General features: G+C 70.4%; 14 protein-coding genes and 1 tRNA gene. 9 read left to right on the forward strand and 6 right to left on the reverse strand.

What is annotated here, in order from left to right:
- Positions 1–135: 135 nt before the first annotated feature.
- Positions 136–207: transfer RNA gene (locus AB0K28_RS19700), tRNA-Gln, on the reverse strand.
- 252 nt (positions 208–459) lie between these two features.
- On the opposite strand from AB0K28_RS19700, the gene AB0K28_RS19705 reads away from it, so the two are divergent.
- From AB0K28_RS19705 to AB0K28_RS19720, 4 genes are all read left to right on the forward strand, one after another.
- Positions 460–1,398 carry an acyl-CoA desaturase gene (locus tag AB0K28_RS19705; protein WP_364371729.1) on the forward strand — a complete coding sequence of 313 codons (939 nt, stop codon included), beginning with the start codon at positions 460–462 and terminating at the stop codon, positions 1,396–1,398.
- A 76-nt stretch (positions 1,399–1,474) separates the two neighbouring features.
- Positions 1,475–2,338, forward strand: coding sequence for a TetR/AcrR family transcriptional regulator (locus AB0K28_RS19710; protein ID WP_364371829.1), 864 nt, complete (start codon positions 1,475–1,477; stop codon positions 2,336–2,338).
- A gap of 118 nt (positions 2,339–2,456) precedes the next feature.
- A complete protein-coding gene (locus tag AB0K28_RS19715; RefSeq protein WP_364371732.1) occupies positions 2,457–4,517 on the forward strand; it encodes an RNA degradosome polyphosphate kinase in 2,061 nt (686 codons plus the stop codon).
- Positions 4,507–5,346 carry an NUDIX hydrolase gene (locus AB0K28_RS19720; protein WP_364371735.1) on the forward strand — a complete coding sequence of 280 codons (840 nt, stop codon included), beginning with the start codon at positions 4,507–4,509 and terminating at the stop codon, positions 5,344–5,346. Before AB0K28_RS19715 ends, AB0K28_RS19720 begins: the two co-directional genes overlap by 11 nt.
- 75 nt (positions 5,347–5,421) lie before the next feature.
- Here the strand turns inward: AB0K28_RS19720 and AB0K28_RS19725 are convergent, their stop codons facing one another.
- Together AB0K28_RS19725 and AB0K28_RS19730 are read right to left on the reverse strand one after the other, a co-directional pair.
- A complete protein-coding gene (locus tag AB0K28_RS19725) occupies positions 5,422–6,876 on the reverse strand; it encodes a CYTH and CHAD domain-containing protein (RefSeq protein WP_345390310.1) in 1,455 nt (484 codons plus the stop codon).
- A 63-nt stretch (positions 6,877–6,939) separates the two neighbouring features.
- A complete protein-coding gene (locus AB0K28_RS19730; protein ID WP_364371738.1) occupies positions 6,940–7,686 on the reverse strand; it encodes a trans-aconitate 2-methyltransferase in 747 nt (248 codons plus the stop codon).
- 81 nt (positions 7,687–7,767) lie between these two features.
- Here AB0K28_RS19730 and AB0K28_RS19735 point away from each other — a divergent pair, with 81 nt between their 5' ends.
- The 3 genes from AB0K28_RS19735 (at position 7,768) to AB0K28_RS19745 (ending at position 9,607) form a co-directional block, all read left to right on the forward strand.
- Positions 7,768–8,274 carry a MarR family transcriptional regulator gene (locus AB0K28_RS19735; RefSeq protein ID WP_364371741.1) on the forward strand — a complete coding sequence of 169 codons (507 nt, stop codon included), beginning with the start codon at positions 7,768–7,770 and terminating at the stop codon, positions 8,272–8,274.
- Positions 8,275–8,342: 68 nt separating this feature from the next.
- Positions 8,343–8,675 (forward strand): helix-turn-helix transcriptional regulator, encoded by a 333-nt coding sequence (locus AB0K28_RS19740; protein ID WP_345390321.1) that lies wholly within the window; start codon positions 8,343–8,345, stop codon positions 8,673–8,675.
- A complete protein-coding gene (locus AB0K28_RS19745) occupies positions 8,672–9,607 on the forward strand; it encodes a hypothetical protein (protein WP_364371744.1) in 936 nt (311 codons plus the stop codon). Before AB0K28_RS19740 ends, AB0K28_RS19745 begins: the two co-directional genes overlap by 4 nt.
- A gap of 33 nt (positions 9,608–9,640) precedes the next feature.
- On the opposite strand, the gene AB0K28_RS19750 is transcribed toward AB0K28_RS19745, so the two are convergent.
- Complete coding sequence (locus AB0K28_RS19750) at positions 9,641–11,455, reverse strand: ABC-F family ATP-binding cassette domain-containing protein (protein WP_345390330.1); 1,815 nt, start codon at positions 11,453–11,455, stop codon at positions 9,641–9,643.
- A gap of 159 nt (positions 11,456–11,614) precedes the next feature.
- On the opposite strand from AB0K28_RS19750, the gene AB0K28_RS19755 reads away from it, so the two are divergent.
- Positions 11,615–13,852, forward strand: coding sequence for an Orn/Lys/Arg decarboxylase N-terminal domain-containing protein (locus AB0K28_RS19755; protein ID WP_364371747.1), 2,238 nt, complete (start codon positions 11,615–11,617; stop codon positions 13,850–13,852).
- Positions 13,853–14,072: 220 nt separating this feature from the next.
- Here AB0K28_RS19755 and AB0K28_RS19760 read toward each other — a convergent pair whose 3' ends face one another.
- Positions 14,073–14,975, reverse strand: coding sequence for a 4-(cytidine 5'-diphospho)-2-C-methyl-D-erythritol kinase (locus AB0K28_RS19760; protein ID WP_364371750.1), 903 nt, complete (start codon positions 14,973–14,975; stop codon positions 14,073–14,075).
- 423 nt (positions 14,976–15,398) lie between these two features.
- On the opposite strand from AB0K28_RS19760, the gene AB0K28_RS19765 reads away from it, so the two are divergent.
- Positions 15,399–16,385 (forward strand): arginase family protein, encoded by a 987-nt coding sequence (locus AB0K28_RS19765; protein WP_364371753.1) that lies wholly within the window; start codon positions 15,399–15,401, stop codon positions 16,383–16,385.
- A gap of 533 nt (positions 16,386–16,918) precedes the next feature.
- On the opposite strand, the gene AB0K28_RS19770 is transcribed toward AB0K28_RS19765, so the two are convergent.
- Positions 16,919–17,452 carry an NlpC/P60 family protein gene (locus AB0K28_RS19770; RefSeq protein ID WP_364371756.1) on the reverse strand — a complete coding sequence of 178 codons (534 nt, stop codon included), beginning with the start codon at positions 17,450–17,452 and terminating at the stop codon, positions 16,919–16,921.
- Between the last annotated feature and the right edge of the window lie 425 nt (positions 17,453–17,877).

A 17,877-nucleotide genomic window follows, 5' to 3' on the forward strand; every position in this document is an offset into this window, starting at 1 on the left:
AGGCTCCCTGTGACTGGACGGATCAGGGCGTTCGGTACGTCAACCGCACCGCTGCACATTGTGCAGCTACCCCCCCGACACCGTGAGGATACCTGGCCTCCCCCCGAACTTCTCTCCGGGGGGAGCACCTCAAGGCTCCCGGAAGAGGACTCGAACCCCTACAAAGTGGACCAAAACCACTTGTCCTGCCGATTAGACGATCCGGGACAGCTCGGACACGTGATGTCCGGCACTCCCCTACGATACCGACCCCGCGCGCCGCCGCGCGCCCGTATTCCCCTCTCGCCCGCCCCATAACAGAGCCACCGCAGGGGCGCAAGACACGGATCCTCCGCTACTCGTCCGGCCCCGCTTCACGTTCTCGACATTACGGGCTTAGCTCTTCCGAACCTACGCTGGCGTAGGTTACGGTTGCGTAGCCCGGACATTCAATCTCATACATGCCGTCGGAGGTAGCCCATGACCGTTGTCGCCGAGCGCTCCACCCCTGCCCCCAAGCCGGAGTTCGAACCAGAACCCAAGTCAAAGTCGGAACTCGTCACCTTCGGCCTGGTGGTCGGCCTGCCTCTCGTCGCGATCGCCGCGGCCGTGCCGCTCGCATGGGGATGGGGACTCGGCTGGACGGACATCGCCATCGCCTTCGTCTTCTACGTCGTCTCCGGCCTCGGCGTCACCGTCGGCCTGCACCGCTACTTCACGCACGGCTCCTTCAAGGCAAAGCGGCCGCTGAAGATCGCGATGGGCATCGCGGGCAGCCTGTCGCTGGAGATGTCGGTGCTCGACTGGGTGGCCACCCACCGCAAGCACCACAAGTTCTCCGACAAGGAGGGCGACCCGCACTCCCCGTGGCGCTTCGGCCCCGGCTTCAAGAACATGGCCAAGGGCCTGCTCTACGCCCACATGGGCTGGCTGTTCGAGAGCGAGCGGACCAACAGGGAGAAGTACGCCCCCGACCTGTGCAAGGACGATGACGTCCGCAAGCTGCACAAGTGGTTCGGCGCCCTCGCGCTCACCTCGATCCTGCTGCCCGGCGTGCTGGGCATGCTGTTCACCTGGTCCTGGCAGGGCGGACTGACCGCGCTGTTCTGGGGCTCGCTCGTCCGCATCGGCCTGCTGCACCACGTCACCTGGTCGATCAACTCGATCTGCCACGTCTTCGGCGAGGAGGACTTCCAGGTACGCGACAAGTCGCGCAACGTGTGGTGGCTGGCCATCCCTTCCTTCGGCGAGTCCTGGCACAACCTGCACCACAGCGACCCGACCTGCGCCCGTCACGGCGCGCTCAAGGGCCAGATCGACCTGAGCGCCGGCCTCATCCGCATCTTCGAGAAGCTGGGCTGGGTGTACGACGTCCGCTGGCCGACGCCTGAGCGTCTGGCGGCGAAGCGCATTGCCTGACGATCAGCCGATGAGCGGCGGCACGGCCGTGGCCGTCATTATGGAAACCGTGACCGAACCCCGATCTCGCAGGCGCATGTCCGGTAGCGAGCGAAGAGAGCAGCTGATCAGCATCAGCCGCACCCTCTTCGCGGAGAAGGGGTTCGACGGGACCTCTATCGAAGAGATCGCAGCTACCGCACAGGTGTCGAAGCCCGTGGTGTACGAGCATTTCGGTGGCAAGGAAGGCGTCTACGCGGTCGTCGTGGACCGCGAGATGCAGAAGCTCCTCGGCATGATCACCGAGGCGCTGTCGGCCGCTCATTCCCTGGTGAAGCTGGAGCGGGCCGCGCTGGCCCTGCTCCGCTACATCGAGGAGAGCAGCGAGGGTTTCCGCATCCTGGTCCGCGACTCCCACGCCGCGTCGGGCACCGGCACGTTCGCCAGCCTGATCAGCGAGATCGCGAGTCAGGTCGAGGACGTGCTGGCCGACGAGTTCGCGGCCAGGGGCTACGACCCCAAGCTGGCCCCCATGTACGCCCAGATGCTGGTCGGCATGGTGGCGCTGACCGGGCAGTGGTGGCTCGACGTGCGCAAGCCGGGCCGCGAGGAGGTCGCGGCCCACCTGGTCAACCTGGCCTGGAACGGCCTGACCGCGCTCGACGCCAACCCGTCGCTCACCGTCTCGGGGCGCGCCCTGGCGGCCAAGCCGCGCGCGGCCAGCGAGAAGGAGCTGCGCGAGCTGGAGAAGGCCCGCGAGAAGGAGCTCAAGGAGGCGGAGAAGATCCGCCAGCGGGAGCTCAAGGAGGCCGAGAAGGCCCGCGTACGCGAGCTGAAGGAGCGCGAGCGGCTGCTGAAGGAGGCGGAGAAGGCCCGCGAGCGGGAGGAGAAGATCCGCCAGCGGGAGGCGCGGCTGGCCGAGCGCGCGGCACGGCTGGAGCAGGTAGATCATCCGGAGTGAGCCTTGAACGGCGCGGGCACCCGGGGTGACGATGGTGTGGAGCTGGGCCGACCCTCTGGGGTGAGCCGTTGCGGCGACGTTAACGTGCTGTTCAACCGAACGGGGCAACATACGCCATATGTCCGCGGAACCGTTCCCGTCTGTCCATGACCTGCCCCTCCCGCAGGAGCGGTTCCTCAACCGCGAGGAGAGCTGGCTCCAGTTCAACGAGCGGGTGCTGGCACTCGCCGAGGACCCCTCGCTGCCGCTGCTCGAACGCGTCCGCTTCCTCGCGATCTTCGCGAGCAACCTCGACGAGTTCTTCCGCGTCCGGGTGGCAGGCATGAAGCGGCGGATGGCGACCGGCCTGCTGCTGCGGACCAAGAGCGGGCTCAAGCCGCAGGAAGAGCTGATCAAGATCGCCGCGGTGGCCGACGGGCTGGCCAGGCGGCACGCGGAGGCCTATCACCGGCAGATCCGCCCCCAGCTCGCCGCCGAGGGCATCGAGATCGTACGCTGGGCGGATCTCGGGCGCGAGGAGCGTACGGAGCTGCGCAAGCTGTTCAGGGAGCGCATCAGGCCGGTGCTGACGCCGCTGGCCGTGGACCCCGCGCACCCGTTCCCCTACATCTCCGGGCTCAGCCTCAACCTCGCCGTCCTGGTGCGCAATCCGGCGACGAACCACACGGTGTTCGCCCGGGTCAAGGTGCCGTCGCAGCTGCCCAGGTTCGTCCAGGCGTCCAAAGACCGTTTCGTCCCTCTCGAAGATGTCATCGCCGCGCACCTCGGGCAGCTCTTCAAGGGCATGGAGATCGTCCAGCACCACGTCTTCCGCGTCACCAGGAACGAGGACCTCGACGTGGACGAGGACGTCACCGAGAACCTCATGCAGGCTCTGGAGAAGGAGCTGCTCAAGCGGCGCTTCGGGCCGCCCGTGCGGCTGGAGGTCGAGGACAGCATCACGCCCGAGGTGCTGGCGCCGCTCATCGAGGAGCTGGAGCTGGCCCCGCACGAGGTCTACCGGCTGCCTGGCCCGCTCGACCTGTCGGGCCTGCACGCCATCGCCGACCTCGACCGGGGCGAGCTGTGCTACCGGCCGTTCGTGCCGGCCGAGGTGATCAACGCCGAGGACGACGTCTTCGCGATCCTGCGCGAGCGCGACGTGCTGCTGCACCACCCGTACGACTCCTTCGCCACCAGCGTGCAGCGCTTCATCGAGGTCGCCGCCGAGGACCCCAGGGTGCTGGCGATCAAGCAGACCCTCTACCGCACCAGCGGCGACTCCCCCATCGTCAACGCCCTCATCGACGCCGCCGAGGCCGGCAAGCAGGTCGTGGTGGTCGTCGAGATCAAGGCCCGCTTCGACGAGCACGCCAACATCTCCTGGGCGCGCAAGCTCGAACGCGCCGGCTGCCACGTCGTCTACGGCGTGGTCGGCCTGAAGACCCACTGCAAACTGGCCCTCGCCGTCCGCCAGGAGCCATCGGGCGAGCTGCGCCGCTACTGCCACATCGGCACCGGCAACTACAACCCCAAGACCGCCCGCCAGTACGAGGACTTCGGCCTGCTGACCGCGGACCCGCTGGTCGGCGAGGACGTCACCGACCTGTTCATCCACCTGACCGGCTACTCCCACCACTCCGCCTACCGGCGGCTGCTGGTCGCGCCCCACTCCATGCGCAGCGGCCTGATGGCCAGGATCGAGCGGGAGATCGCCCACCAGCGGGCCGGGCGGCCCGCGCGGATCCGCATCAAGACGAACTCGATGGTGGACGAGCCCATCATCGACGCGCTCTACCGGGCGTCCAGGGCCGGCGTGCAGGTGGACATCTGGGTACGCGGCATCTGCATCCTGCGGCCCGGCATCCCCGAGCTGTCGGAGAACATCAGGGTCCGCTCGGTCCTGGGGCGCTTCCTGGAGCACTCCCGCGTCTACGAGTTCGGCCTCGGCCGCCGCCCCGAAGTGTGGATCGGCAGCGCCGACATCATGCGCCGCAACCTCGACCGCCGCGTCGAGGCCCTGGTCAAGGTGACCTCGCAGCAGCACAAGGCGTACCTGATGGAGCTGATGGACCGCGCCATGGACGAGGAGACCAGCACCTGGTGGCTCAACTCCGACGGCACCTGGACCCACCACCCCGGCGCGGACCTGCAGAGCCACCTCATCGGCACGCGCCGCTGGAGGACCGTTGACGACTGACGACCTCATCAGGGCGGCGGGCGCGGTGATCCTGCGCGGCTCGTCCGAGGTGGCCCTCGTGCACCGGCCGCGCTACGCGGACTGGACGTTCCCCAAGGGCAAGCTCCACCCTGGCGAGCACGTCGTCGCCGCCGCCCTGCGCGAGGTGCGCGAGGAGACCGGGCTGACCGTCGTGCTCGGCCGGCCGCTGCCGCCCGTCCACTACCGCAGCTCCGGGCGGCTCAAGCGGGTCGACTACTGGGTGGGGCGGGTGGCCGACGACGCCGGACTGATCCCTGATGACGAGGTCGACGAGCTGCGCTGGGTGCCGGTGGAGGAGGCGGAGGGGCTGCTGTCGTACACGTGGGACGTCGCGCTGCTGCGCTCCCTCGGTGACGCGCCGCTCGACACCGTGCCGCTCGTGCTCGTCCGGCACGGCTCGGCGGGCTCGCGCGACGAGTGGGACGGTGACGACGAGGCCCGCCCGCTCGACGAGCGCGGCGCCGCCCAGGCCGCGGTCCTCGCCGCCGTGCTGCCCGCCTACCGGCCCGGTCGTCTCGTCAGCTCGCCCAGTGCCCGCTGCGTGCAGACGCTGGAGCCGTACGCGCGGGTCGCCGGGGCCGCGATCGAGGTCGATCCGCTGCTCAGCGAGGAGGACCAGGACCCGCGCTGGACCCCTGAGCTGGTGGCCGCGCTGCCCCCGCACGCCGTCGTGTGCAGCCACGGCAAGGTGCTGCCCGGCCTCGTCCAGGCGCTGGCCGGGCAGGACGTACGGCTGCCCAAGGGCGGCCTCGCGGTGCTGCACCGGGCCGGCGAGCGGGTGGTCGCCGTCGAGCAGCACGCAACCTGACGGCCACAGCGGCACGCGACCTGACGATCACAGCAGCACGCGACCTGACCGCCACAGCGGCACGCGACCTGACGGTCACAAAACCTTCGCGACCGCCTTGCAGGTCTTCTTCCACACCTTGGGGAAACCGGCGTGCGCGCGCTCGGCGGCCCCGCGTTCGATGCCGATGAGCAGGCCATAGGTGAAGGTGTCCGCGCCGGCTTCCCTGGCGCGCGCGGCCTCCTCGGCCAGCAGCCCCTGGGCGACCACGCCGTCCTGGTACGCGCCCAGCGCCTCCTGGACGTCCTCCGCCGGCCCGGCCAGCTTTCCGAGACCCAGGGCCTCTGCGGTGTAACGGGCGCGTTTGGCCGCCTTGCGTACGTCGTGCATGGCGACCTCGCGGCGGGCCGGGTCGTCGATGGCCTGGGCGCGGTCGTACGCGCGGGTCACCCGCGCCCATGTGGCTGCGGCGATTTCAGGCAGTTCTCTTTGTGCGGGCCTGTCCGCCGCCTCGCCCCACTCCGGGGCGGCGACCAGGGCGTCCAGGTCGTCGAGGAGCCGGTAGTAGCGCTCGTCGCTGAGTGTCTCCCTGATCCGCCCGTACGCCTGCCGCTCGCGTTCTCGCAGGTCGTCGCCCAGCCGGGTGCGGACGGGGCCGACGACCAGCTCGGGCGCGAGGCCGTCCAGCTCCTTCGTGAACCTGGCCCTGATCACCTCCAGGTCGCGGGCCTCGCCGAGGACGTCGCCGATGCGGCGCAGCTCGTCCTGGATCGCGCGGGTGCCGGTCACGACGGTCCTGAACGCCTTGAGCGCGCTGCGCAGCCGCCGGGCGGCCACCCGCATCTGGTGCACGGCGTCCTCCTCGGCGCGGCGCACCCGCGGGTCCTGCGCCAGCAGCGCCTGAACCTGATCGCGCAGGTACGCGAGCACGACCTCGCCGGCGCTGCCCGGCTTCGTGGCGGCCGTGGTGATAGGGACGGGTTCGAGCAGTTTCGCCAGCTTGCTGCCTGCCTGCGACGGGGTCGCGCCTGACTTGCGCAGCCGCTTGCCGACCTTGGCCAGCAGCTTCTTCGTGCCGCCCGCGAGCAGCTCGGCCTCGACCTCGCGCCAGCGCACGACCTTGGGCTCGTCCCCGAGCACGGTGCCCTTGACGCGGTCGTCGGCGATCTCCACGAGGGCGGCCCCGTCCTCGTGCAGCACGGTCACGTTCCTGCGGGTGTCGAGCTCGGCCACCGGCACCAGCTCGGCGCCGCGGGTGTAGCCGCGGACCAGCTCGGCCAGCTCGGCCGGGACCGTCTTGCGGCTCAGCGGGCGGGTGATCTCCTGGCGGACGCCCTTGGCCTGGGGCAGCTTCAGATGCCAGCCCGCGTCGGCGCCGCCGCGCCGCCGCCTCAGCGTCACGCCGCGGGCGGCCAGCCGCAGATCCGGAGTGTCGTAGTAAAGGGCAACGAGATGCCGGCTCTCCGGGCCCGTGACCTCGGCCAGAGCGCTGAGGTCAGGGAGCTCGTAGTCCGGAGAGACGTCGAATTTGTCCTCTATCTCGATGCCCACCGCACCTCGCAAAAGTCCGGTCCAGCACCATCATGCCACTTCACGGGCCGTGTGGCCGCTTCGTCACTTCTGCACCACCACGAAGATCCGCCGGAACGGGAACGGCGTCCCGTAGCTCCGCGCCGGGTACGCCTCGGCGAGCAGTTTGCCCAGGTCGTTCTTGAACCGCCGCTGCTCGTCCTGGTCGAGCCGGTCCAGGATCGGGCGCAGGGCGGTGCCGGAGACCCAGTCGAGCACCGGGTTCTCGCCCTGCAGCATGTGCACGTACGTCGTCTCCCAGGCATCCACCATCGAGCCGCCCTGGTTGAGCAGGTCGACGTACTCCAGCGGTTCGCTCACCGGCGCGCCCCGCGTGAAGCCGCCGAGCCGGTCGGACCAGGCGCGCGAGTCGCACAGCTCGCGGATGGCGACGTGGCTGGGCGCGTCGAAGTTGCCCGGCACCTGGAAGGCCAGCCAGCCGCCCGGGGCCAGCCCCTCCATCCAGTGCTCCAGCACCGCGTGGTGGTCGGGCACCCACTGCAGCAGCGCGTTGGAGACGATCACGTCCACGGGGCGGTCGGGGCGCCAGGTGGAGGCGTCGGCGACCTGGAACCTGACGTCCGACCCCAGCTTCCTGGCCTTGCCGATCATCGCGGGCGAGGAGTCGAAGCCCTCGATCGTCGCATTGGGCCAGCGACTGGCCAGCTCGACGGTGAGTTCACCACTGCCGCAGCCCGCGTCCACGACATAATCGGGCTCGACCGCCCCCACTCTGGAGATCAGCTCGATGAACGGCCGCGACCGCTCGTCCGCGTAGACCGCGTATGTCACAGGGTCCCAGATATCTCTTGACATGAAGATAATTGATATCGAGAGAGATATCTCGATGTCAAGACAGTACACTTGTGTGTCATGACGGAGGATGCTAGAGACGAGGTCGATCGCCTCGTCGCGGCGTGGCGGACGGAGCGCCCCGACCTCGACGTCGAGCCGCTCCAGGTGCTCTCAAGGGTGTCACGGCTGGCCAAGCATCTCGACCGTGCCAGGCGGGCCGCGTTCGCCGAGCACGATCTGGAGCCGTGGGAGTTCGACGTGCTGACCGCGCTGCGGCGGGCCGGCAAGCCGTACGAGCTGAGCCCCGGCGCCCTGTTGCGGGCCACGTTGGTGACGTCGGGCACCATGACCAACCGCATCGACCGCCTCGCGCAGGCCGGTCTCGTACGCCGCCGCCCCGATCCCGAGGACCGGCGCGGCGTGCTCGTCTCACTGACGGAGACGGGGCTGGCACGAGTGGACGCCGCGTTCTCCGACCTGTTGCGGCGCGAACGGGAACTCCTCTCGGGCCTCGGTCCCGCCGACCAGCGCACCCTCGCCGCCCTCCTCCGCACCCTCCTCACCCCCTTCGACTCCCCCCTCTGACCCTTCGCGCGCCGAGTCCCTCGGACCGGCCGCCTTTCATAGTCAGATGATCGATATATATTGATCGTATGAGACAGATGCAGGAGCCGACCTTCCTCATCCTGACCGCGCTGGCCGCCGGGCCACAGCACGGATACGGCGTCATCACCGACGTGGAGCGCATCTCCGACGGCCAGGTCCGCCTGCGCGCCGGCACCCTGTACGCCGCCTTCGACCGGCTCCAGGCAGAGGGCCTGATCGCCGAGGACCGGGAGGAGATCGTCGACGGCCGGGTACGCCGCTACTACCGGCTGACCGGCGACGGCGCGACGAGGCTGGCGGCCGAGGCCGAGCGGCTGCGCAGACACGCCGCAGCAGCCACCCAACGCCTGCGCGCCATCGGCGCGGGAGGGCCGGCATGAGCCCGTTGGAAGCCCGCTACCGACGGCTGCTCGCCTGCTACCCCCACGACCACCGGGCGCGGCACGAGGCGGAGATGGTGGGGGTGCTGCTGGCGGGGGCACGCCCAGGCCAGACCCGTCCTGACCTGGCCGATGTGGCCGACCTGCTGCGGGGCGCGGTGCGGGTGCATGTCCGGCGGGCCTTCGGGCCGGACTCGGCGAGCGCCTGGCGCGACGGGCTGGCCGTCGCCGTGGGGCTGTGGCCGTTGCTGATGGCGGTCGCCGAGATGGCGACGGTGTCGCTGCGGTTCGCAGAATCCCTGCGCTGGGGCACGGCCTTCCTGGCGGAACCGCGCTCGATCTGGCTCCTGACCGCGCCTGCCCTGATCGCGGCCCTGCCCGCGCTGGCCGTGCTGTCCGGCCGCCGGCGGATCGCGGTGCTCGGCGTGGTCGCGTTCGCGCTGTATCAGGCCGGCCCGATACCGGTTGCTGAGCTGAGCCTGGACCGCCTGCTCTTCCCGAACTACGGCCTCCTCGTGCTGGCCGAGACGGTGGCGCTGGCCATCGCCTTCATGCCGGCGACCCACCGCGCGCTCCGGATGGTCCCCCGGCACGCTCTCCTGCTGTGGGGGGCGCTCGCCCTGGTGGGGCTCATCGCCAGCAAGGCCATCGTGCGCGCGCGCTGGGTGGACGCGATCGCCGACCACGTCCTCACGTCGTGGAAGCCGGTGCCGTGGCTGGTGGTGCTCGCGCTGGCGGCTGGGTACGCGTGCCGCTCCGCCGTGGGACGGCGAGCGGCGCTGCTGCTGTTCGTGCCCGCGGCGGCCCTGGGCGACCTCGGCGACCTGCCGTTCGTCCCCACCTCAACGGCCCTCGCACAACTCGGCTGCACAGCCCTGGCCTTCACCGCTGCGGCCTGGCTGGGCAGCTCCCGAAGGCGGGCCCCCGCCTGAGAGGCGGGCGGGGGCTCGCGTTTCTGCGTGGTGTCAGTCGCCCAGGCGGTCGGCCACTTCGAGCCACTCCGCCTCCACCGCTTCCTTCTGGGCTGCGATCTCGCGGAGTTCGGCGTCGAGCGAGCCAAGCTTGGCGTAGTCGCTGGCCGCTTCCGCCATGGCGGCGTGCAGCCGGGACTCCTGGTCGCTGAGCTTGTCGAGCTGCCGTTCGAGGCGGTTGAGCTCCTTGCGGAGTTCGCGTTCCTCCTTGGCCGACAGCCCGCTCGGCGCACCCGGGGCGCTCGGCTGCGGGGCGGCCGGCTCGGGGGCCGCCGTTGGAGCGCCCAGCCCGAGCCGGGCGGTCACGGCCGTGCCGGCGGCGCGGCGTTCGAGGTATTCGTCCACCCCGCCCGGCAGCAGCGACAGCTTGCCGTCGCCCAGCAGCGCCACGCACTTGTCGGTGATTCGCTCCAGGAAGTAGCGGTCGTGACTGACCAGGATCAGCGTGCCAGGCCAGGCGTCCAGCAGGTCTTCCAGCTCGTTCAGGGTCTCGATGTCGAGGTCGTTGGTGGGCTCGTCGAGCAGCAGCACGTTGGGGTCGTCCATCAGCAGCCGCAGCAGCTGCAGCCGCCGCCGCTCGCCGCCGGACAGGTCGCCGACCACCTTCCACTGCGCCTCGCCACGGAAGCCGAGGCGTTCGAGCAGCTGGGAGGCGGTCCACTCGCGCTTGCCGACCTGGAGGTACTTGCGGATCTCCTCCACCGACTCCAGCACGCGCCGCGTCGGGTCGACCTCGGCCAGCTCCTGCGACAGGTGCGCGAGGCGTACGGTCCTGCCCCTGACCACCCGCCCCGAGTCGGGTTTGATCGTGTCGGCCAGCAGGCGCAGCACCGACGACTTGCCCGACCCGTTCACCCCGATCAGCCCGATCCGGTCACCCGGCCCGAACTGCCACGTGAGGTGGTCGAGCACGAGCGGGCCCGCACCGGGGCCGCCGGCGTGGAGGGTGACGTCTTCGAGGTCGTAGACGGTCTTGCCGAGCCGGGCCGCCGCGAAGCGCATCAGCTCGACGGTCTCACGCGGCGGCGGCTCGTTCGCGATCAGCGCCTGGGCGGCCTCGATGCGGAACTTCGGCTTGGACGTACGGGCGGGCGGGCCGCGCCGCAGCCAGGCGATCTCCTTGCGCATGAGGTTCTGCCTGCGCTCCTCGGCGGCCTGGGCGATGCGGGCCCGCTCGGCCTTCGCCAGGACGTAGGCCGCGTATCCGCCCTCGTAGCGCTCGACCCGGCCGTCCACGACCTCCCACGTACGGGTAGAGACCGCGTCGAGGAACCACCGGTCGTGCGTCACGACCACCAGCGCGCTCTTGCGGTCGGCCAGGTGCCCGGCCAGCCACGCGATCGCCTCGATGTCGAGGTGGTTGGTGGGCTCGTCGAGCATGATCAGGTCGTGGTCGTCGATGAGCAGCTTGGCCAGCGCCGTACGCCTGCGCTCGCCGCCCGACAGGTCGCCCGTCCTGGAGTCGAGGTCAAGGTCGCCGATCAGGTTGGTGAGGATCTCGCGTACGCGCTGGTCGCCCGCCCACTCGTGCTCCGCCAGCCGGCCGAGGACCGTCTCGCGCACGGTGCTCGCCGGGTCGAGGGTGTCCTGCTGCGACAGCCAGCCCACGCGCAGGCTGCGGTTGTGGGTGACGCGGCCGCTGTCGGGGCGTACGGTGCCCGCCAGCACGGACAGCAGCGTCGTCTTGCCGCCGCCGTTGCGGCCGACGACACCGATGCGATCGCCGGCCTCGACACCGAGCGAGACGTCGGTGAGGAGCGGCTTGGGGCCGTAGGCGTGGGAGACGGACTCGAGATTGACCAGGTTCATGGCCTTCCCAGGGTATCGGCTTCCCGCCCGTCTCCTCGCTTCCTCCTCGTCCGCCCCCAACCTCGCCATTACACACCGTTGCTTTTCGACTCCTCCGCGTTACCATCATGGGTGACCGGTGTGACCTTCCCCGGCTTCCCCCCGATCACGGAGTGCCGCATGGAGCGAACGGTTCTGGTCGCCGTCACCGAACGTCCCGATGCCGACTCGGCGCTCGCCGAGCAGCTCCGCCGCGTCTGCTCCGCGATGGACGAGCTCGGGCTCCACGTACGCTGGACCCACCGCGACCACGACGCCCTGGCGGTGACCGGATCGGACGCGTCGCTCACGGCGGTGCTGGCCTCATGGGACGCGCCCGGCGCCGAACACCTGCTGGGCGCCGTCGCCAAACGGTTCCGCGGGCTGCCCGTCTTCCTGATGGCGCAGGAGCAGGAGCTTCCGCTGTGGGTCTACGAGGTCATCCACGGCTACGTCTACCCGCTGGAGGACACCCCGCGGTTCATCGCCGGGCGCATCGCCCACGCCGCCGACCAGTACGCCGAGAAGATCCTCCCGCCCTTCTTCGGTGCGCTCCGCCGGCTGCAGGACCATCATCACTACTCCTGGCACACCCCCGCGCACGCCGGGGGCGTGGCGTTCCTCAAATCGCCTGTGGGCCGGGCATTCTTCGACTTCTACGGCGAACGGCTGCTGCGCACCGACCTGTCCATCTCGGTCACCGAACTGGGCTCGCCCCTCGACCACACCGGCCCCATCGGCGAAGCCGAGCGCAACGCCGCCCGCGTCTTCGGCGCCGACCGCACGTTCTTCGTGGTCAACGGCAACTCCACGGCCAACCGCGTCGTCGGCCACCACGCCATCGCCCGCGACGACACCGTCCTCGTGGACCGCAACTGCCACAAGTCGGTCCAGCACGCGCTCGCCATCAGCGGCGCCCGCCCGGTCTACCTCGTGCCCGAGCGCAACGGGCTGGGGCTGGCCGGTCCCATCCCGCCCGCCGCGCTGGCGGCGGCCGCGCTCAGGGCCCAGGTGGCCGCCCATCCCCTCGCCTCCGGCGACCCGACCTACGCGGTGATCACCAACTCGACGTACGACGGTGTGTGCTACGACGCGGTGCGGGTCGGCGAGCTGCTGGGCGCCAGTGTGCCTCGCCTGCACTTCGACGAGGCATGGTTCGCCTACGCCCGGTTCAACCCGCTCTACGCCGGCCGCTACGGCATGGCCGTCGACGAGCACACGCTGCCCGGTCCCGGCCGTCCCACCGTGTTCGCCACCCAGTCGACGCACAAACTGCTGGCGGCGCTGTCGCAGGCCGCGATGCTGCACGTCCGCTCCTCGGAGCGGGCGCCGGTCGACTACGACGCGCTCAACGAGACCTACCTCATGCACGCCTCCACGTCGCCGCTCTACCCGATGATCGCCTCGCTCGACGTCGCGGCGGCGATGATGGACGGCCCGTCGGGAGTGTTCCTCACCGGGGAAGCGATCACCGAGGCAGTCCGGTTCCGGCAGGCGATGACGCGCCTGGCCGCCCGCATCCGCGACGACGGCACGCGGGCCTGCTGGTTCTTCGGCGTGTGGCAGCCTCCCGTCGTCACCGATCCGCGCACCGGGCGCACCGTCCCGTTCGCCGACGCCGACCCGGCCCTGCTGTGCTCGGAGCCCCGATGCTGGACGCTGGAGCCGGGCGCCGGCTGGCACGGGTTCGACGGCATGTCCGAGGGCTACTGCCTGCTCGACCCGATCAAGGTGACGATCACCTGTCCGGGCGCCGATGCCGCCACCGGCACGCTCGACTGGGGCATCCCGGCCCGCGTCGTGGCCGCCTACCTGCAACGACGCGGCATCGTGGTGGAGAAGACCGGCGACCACACGTTGCTGGTGCTGTTCTCGATGGGGATCACCAAGGGCAAGTGGGGCACCCTGATCGACGCCCTCACCGACTTCAAGAACGCCTACGACGCCGGCCTCCCCCTGGCGGAGGTCCTGCCCGGCTTCGGCCCGCCCGCGATCTCCCTGCGCGAGCTCTGCACCCTGGTCCACGACAAGCTGCTCGGCTCCGAGGTCGGCAAGCTCCTCGACCAGGTCTTCACCTTCCTGCCCGAGCCCGTGACCACGCCGGCCGACTGCTACCAGGCCATGATCCGGGCGCGCACCGAACGTGTCCCGCTGAGCCGCCTGCCGGGCCGGGTCGCCGCGGCCCCGGTGGTCGTCACTCCACCGGGCATCCCCATGCTGATGCCCGGCGAGGCGACCGGTCCCGCCGACGGGCCGCTGCTGGCCTACCTGCGCGTCCTGGAGGACTTCGACCGGACCTTCCCCGACCTGGCCACCGACATCCACGGCGCCCATCGCGACACCGACGGCCGCTACTGGATAGAGGTCCTCAAGCACTGACCGCGCAAGCGGATCAGACCACACAGGGCCGGGTCACGGGGGGTCTCGTCATGCGGGGTCGGGTCACACGGGGTCGGACCGCCCGAGGCGGGTCACGCGGGGTCGGGTCACGCGGGGTCGGGTCACACGGGACCGGACCGCCCGAGGCGGGTCACGCGGGACCGGACCACGCGGAGCCGGATCACGCGGGACCGGAGCACCCCGAGCCGGACCACGCGGGTCAGATCAAGGTCGCCCCGTGAACGGGGCCGTGGGCGGCGACGGCGGTGTGGGCGGCGCCCGTCGTAGTCAGGCTGTGGGCGAGATCGCGGGCGTGGGTGGCGTCGATGGCGAGGAACGCGCACGTCGGGCCCGAGCCGGAGACGATCGCGCCCAGGGCGCCGTGCTGGCGGCCGGACTCGAGCGTGGGGGCGAGCTCGGGGCGGAGGTTGAGCGCGGCGGGCTGGAGGTCGTTGCTCAGATGGGTGCCGAGCGCGTACGCGTCGCCGGTGCCGAGCGCCTCCATGAGGGAGTCGTTGAGCGTCGGCCACGGCACGTCGGCGTCGGAGGCCGCCCGGAGCCGGTCGCACTCGGCGTACACGCTGGCCGTCGACAGACCCCCATTGGCCAGCGCGAACACCCAGTGGAACGTGCCCCCGGTGGGCAGCTCACTCAACTGCTCACCGCGCCCGGTGCCGACCGCCGTGCCGCCGATCAGCGAGAAAGGGACGTCGCTGCCGAGATCACCGGCGATCTCCATGAGATCGTCCATGGGCAGCCCCAGACCCCACAGCTCGTTGCAGGCGACCAGCGCACCCGCCGCGTCGGCGCTGCCGCCCGCCATGCCGCCCGCGACGGGGATGCTCTTGTGGATGACGAGTTCGGCGCCGTAGCTGCGACCGGCGTGCTTGGCGAGGGCGCGAGCGGCTCGGATGGCGAGGTTGCTGTCGTCGGTCGGCACCTGGTCGGACCACTTGCCGTTCACCTGGACGGTGATCCCCTCCGACTCCTTGGCCACCACCTCATCGAAGATCGACACGGCATGGAAGACGTTGACCAGGTCGTGGTAGCCATCTTCCCTGAGCGGGCCGACAGAAAGCTGCACGTTGACCTTCGCGGGCACACGTACGGTCACCGAACTCATCGATCTTCTGCCACTCTCATTACTTGCCGGGGTCAAGGACACTCGATGTTATCGGGGCGCGGAGCCCTGACATGCGGTTCTCGAAATATGACGCCGGCCTCTGCCGCCTCCTCACCACAGAGAGTCAAGTTGGTCACCATTTCCCCTGATCCCCCTGCTTGATGAGGTGCGCCCTCTTTCCGCCGCCCCTCCGGAAGGGTCGGAGCGTGCTCCCCAGCGCATCGCGGTAGCCCCGAACGAACCGCAGCACGCCGCGGGGCACAAGGCGGTCGCACCGGACGAACCGCAGCACGCCGCGGGGCACAAGGCGGTCGCACCGGACGAACCGCACGCCCGGGGCACGAGGCGGAGGTTGGACAGGGTTTCCGCGCTTTGCCAGGGTGAGTGAGTGCGTCGGGGTGATGGCTGCTCGGGTGAGGAGTGGTGGACGTGGTGACGGTGGTGGAGGTCCCGCAGTGGCGGGGGTCGGGCGCACCCACGGCGGAACGGCTGAAGGAAGGGGCACGACTGCTCGCCGACATGGTGGGAGCCGGGCAACGGGTACGGGTGACGGTGGAGGACGACCTCGTCACCACGGCGGCCCGGGTGCGTACGGCGCTTGAACAGGCGTCCGAGGACTTCGTGGTCACCACCGGCGGAGACTGCGGGGTCGAGCTGGAGCCGGTGGCGGCGGCCCGCCGACGCTACGGAGACCGGCTGGTGGTCGTCTGGTTCGACGCCCATGGCGACCTGAACACCCCTGCCTCCTCGCCCTCCGGCGCCTACCACGGCATGGTCCTGCGCGCCCTCACCGGCGACGGCCCCGTGGGCCTGGTGGCCGACGACCCGCTGACGCCACGCCAGATCGTCCTGGCCGGAGGGCGTGACCTTGACGCCGCGGAAGAGTCGTTCATCGAGGCCGCCGGGATCCGCCACGTCCCAGGGCCGGACGCAACGGCCCTGATCGAGGCCATCGAGCTCTGCGGCACTGAACGCCCCCACGAAGGCCCCTCCGGAACGGCACCACCCCACGAAGGCCCCTCCGGAACGGCACCACCCCACGAAGGCCCCTCCGAAGCGGCACCACCTCACGACGCCGACCTGACAACGCCACAGCGTCAGGACACGACGGCACGCGACGCGCGCACCGGGATCACGGCATCGCGACGGATGACGGCAGGGGGCGACGGCACCGTTGTGTATGTGCACATCGACTTCGACGTGCTGGATCCGGAGATCTTCACGAGTGTGGGATCGCCGGCACCCGGTGGGTTGCGACCCGAGGAACTCCTTTCGCTGGTACGTGCGGTGGGCGAGCGGTTCGACGTCGTGGGGCTCGGGCTCATGGAGTACGAGCCCGCTCGTAAGGAGGATCAGGAGCTGCTGTCCTCTCTGGTGACGGACCTGGTGGCGGCCTGCGGCCCCGCGTGAGTCCTTGGAGACACCCGACCGTCTTGGAGGCACTCGACGCCTCAGGCGCGCCGACCTGTTCGAGCCGCCAGCCTGGCGAACCGCAGGAGCGGCCCGAGCACCAGGCCGCCGCCGCCGAGGAGCCGCCGGAAAACCAGGCGTTGTAGTGGACGGACGGAGGAGCGAGGATGATCGAACGTGCCAAGGGGCGCCAGCGGCCACACGGCCCCGGCAGCCGACGACCGTGTGACTCGCCCGGTAGCCGACAGCCGCGTGAGAAGCTGACCGCACCCGGCTCCCCAGACAGAAGCCGGCCGACCGCGCCCCGCTCCCCCGGACCGAGGCCAGTTGACCACACCCGCTCCCCCCAGACCGAAGCCGGATGACGCCACCCGCTACCCCCATACCGAGACCGGCCGGCCGCACTCCGTTATCCAGACCGAAGCCGCAGGGGCGGCACCCCGCTGCCTCCCTCCAACCGAAGCTGGATGGCGGTGCGTGGCGGGTGAGTCGGGTCGGGGTGTGCCGTGAGCGCGTGGGGCTGAGGGCGGGGGTCAGCCTGGGCGGACGGCGCCTCTGAATGTCGCGCGGTAGTAAGGGATGTTGAGGAAGCGGGTCTTTCTGACCACGTCGCCGGTTTTCGGGGCGTGGATCATGAGGTCGCGGCCGAGGTAGAGGGCGACGTGGGTGGGGGCGCCGGTGCCGCCGCCGAAGAAGAGCAGGTCGCCGGTGCGGCGGGCGGCCAGCGGGATGCGGCGGCCTTGGCGGTATTGGGCTCCTGTGTAGTGGCTGAGGCGCACGCCGGCTCTGGACCAGGCGTAGAGGGTCAGACCGCTGCAGTCGAAGCCTCGGGTTCTCGAGCCTCGGCCTATGCCCAAGGTGGGGCCTTTGGAGGAGCCTCCGCCCCAGGAAAAGGAGACGCCCAGCTGGGTCAGGGCGGCTGCGGCGGCGATCTGTCCTCTTGTCAGGGCCTTCTTCGTGGCCGCCGCTTGGGCGGGGGTGGTGGCGGTGGTCAGGAGGGCTATGACGAAGGAGATGAGCAGGGCGGGGTGGAGGGTGAGCCAGAGGAACACGGAGTGCTTGGTCATCGGTGCCTCCCAGGGCGAACGGGGGTGGGAGGCCAGGATGCGAGGCTGATCGGGGTCAAGATTGGGCCGAACGTGGTTCTGGGGACAGCGGGCGCGAGGAGGGTCAGCCTGTGGATGCGGCCGTGGACCACCGATCGGAAGCCGGGATCGGTCGTGGCTCTCGCGCCACCCGCAACACCGACCTCGCCACCAGCGAAGCCGCACAACCGCGAACCCATTGGCTCGGCGGCGGACGACACCAACTCGACCCCCGACGACACCAGTGCGGGCACCGGCGGTGTTGGTTTCGGCTTCCAGCGAGGTGGGTGGTCGGCCTCCGATGAGGTGGGCGGTCGGCTTTCCAGCGAGGTGGGTGGTCGGCCTCCAGTGGGGTGGGTGGTCAGTGCCCAGTGGGGTGGGTGGTCGATGTCCAGTGAGTGGGTGGT

The organism is Nonomuraea sp. NPDC049504, assembly GCF_040676845.1.
Classification (GTDB): domain Bacteria; phylum Actinomycetota; class Actinomycetes; order Streptosporangiales; family Streptosporangiaceae; genus Nonomuraea; species Nonomuraea salmonea.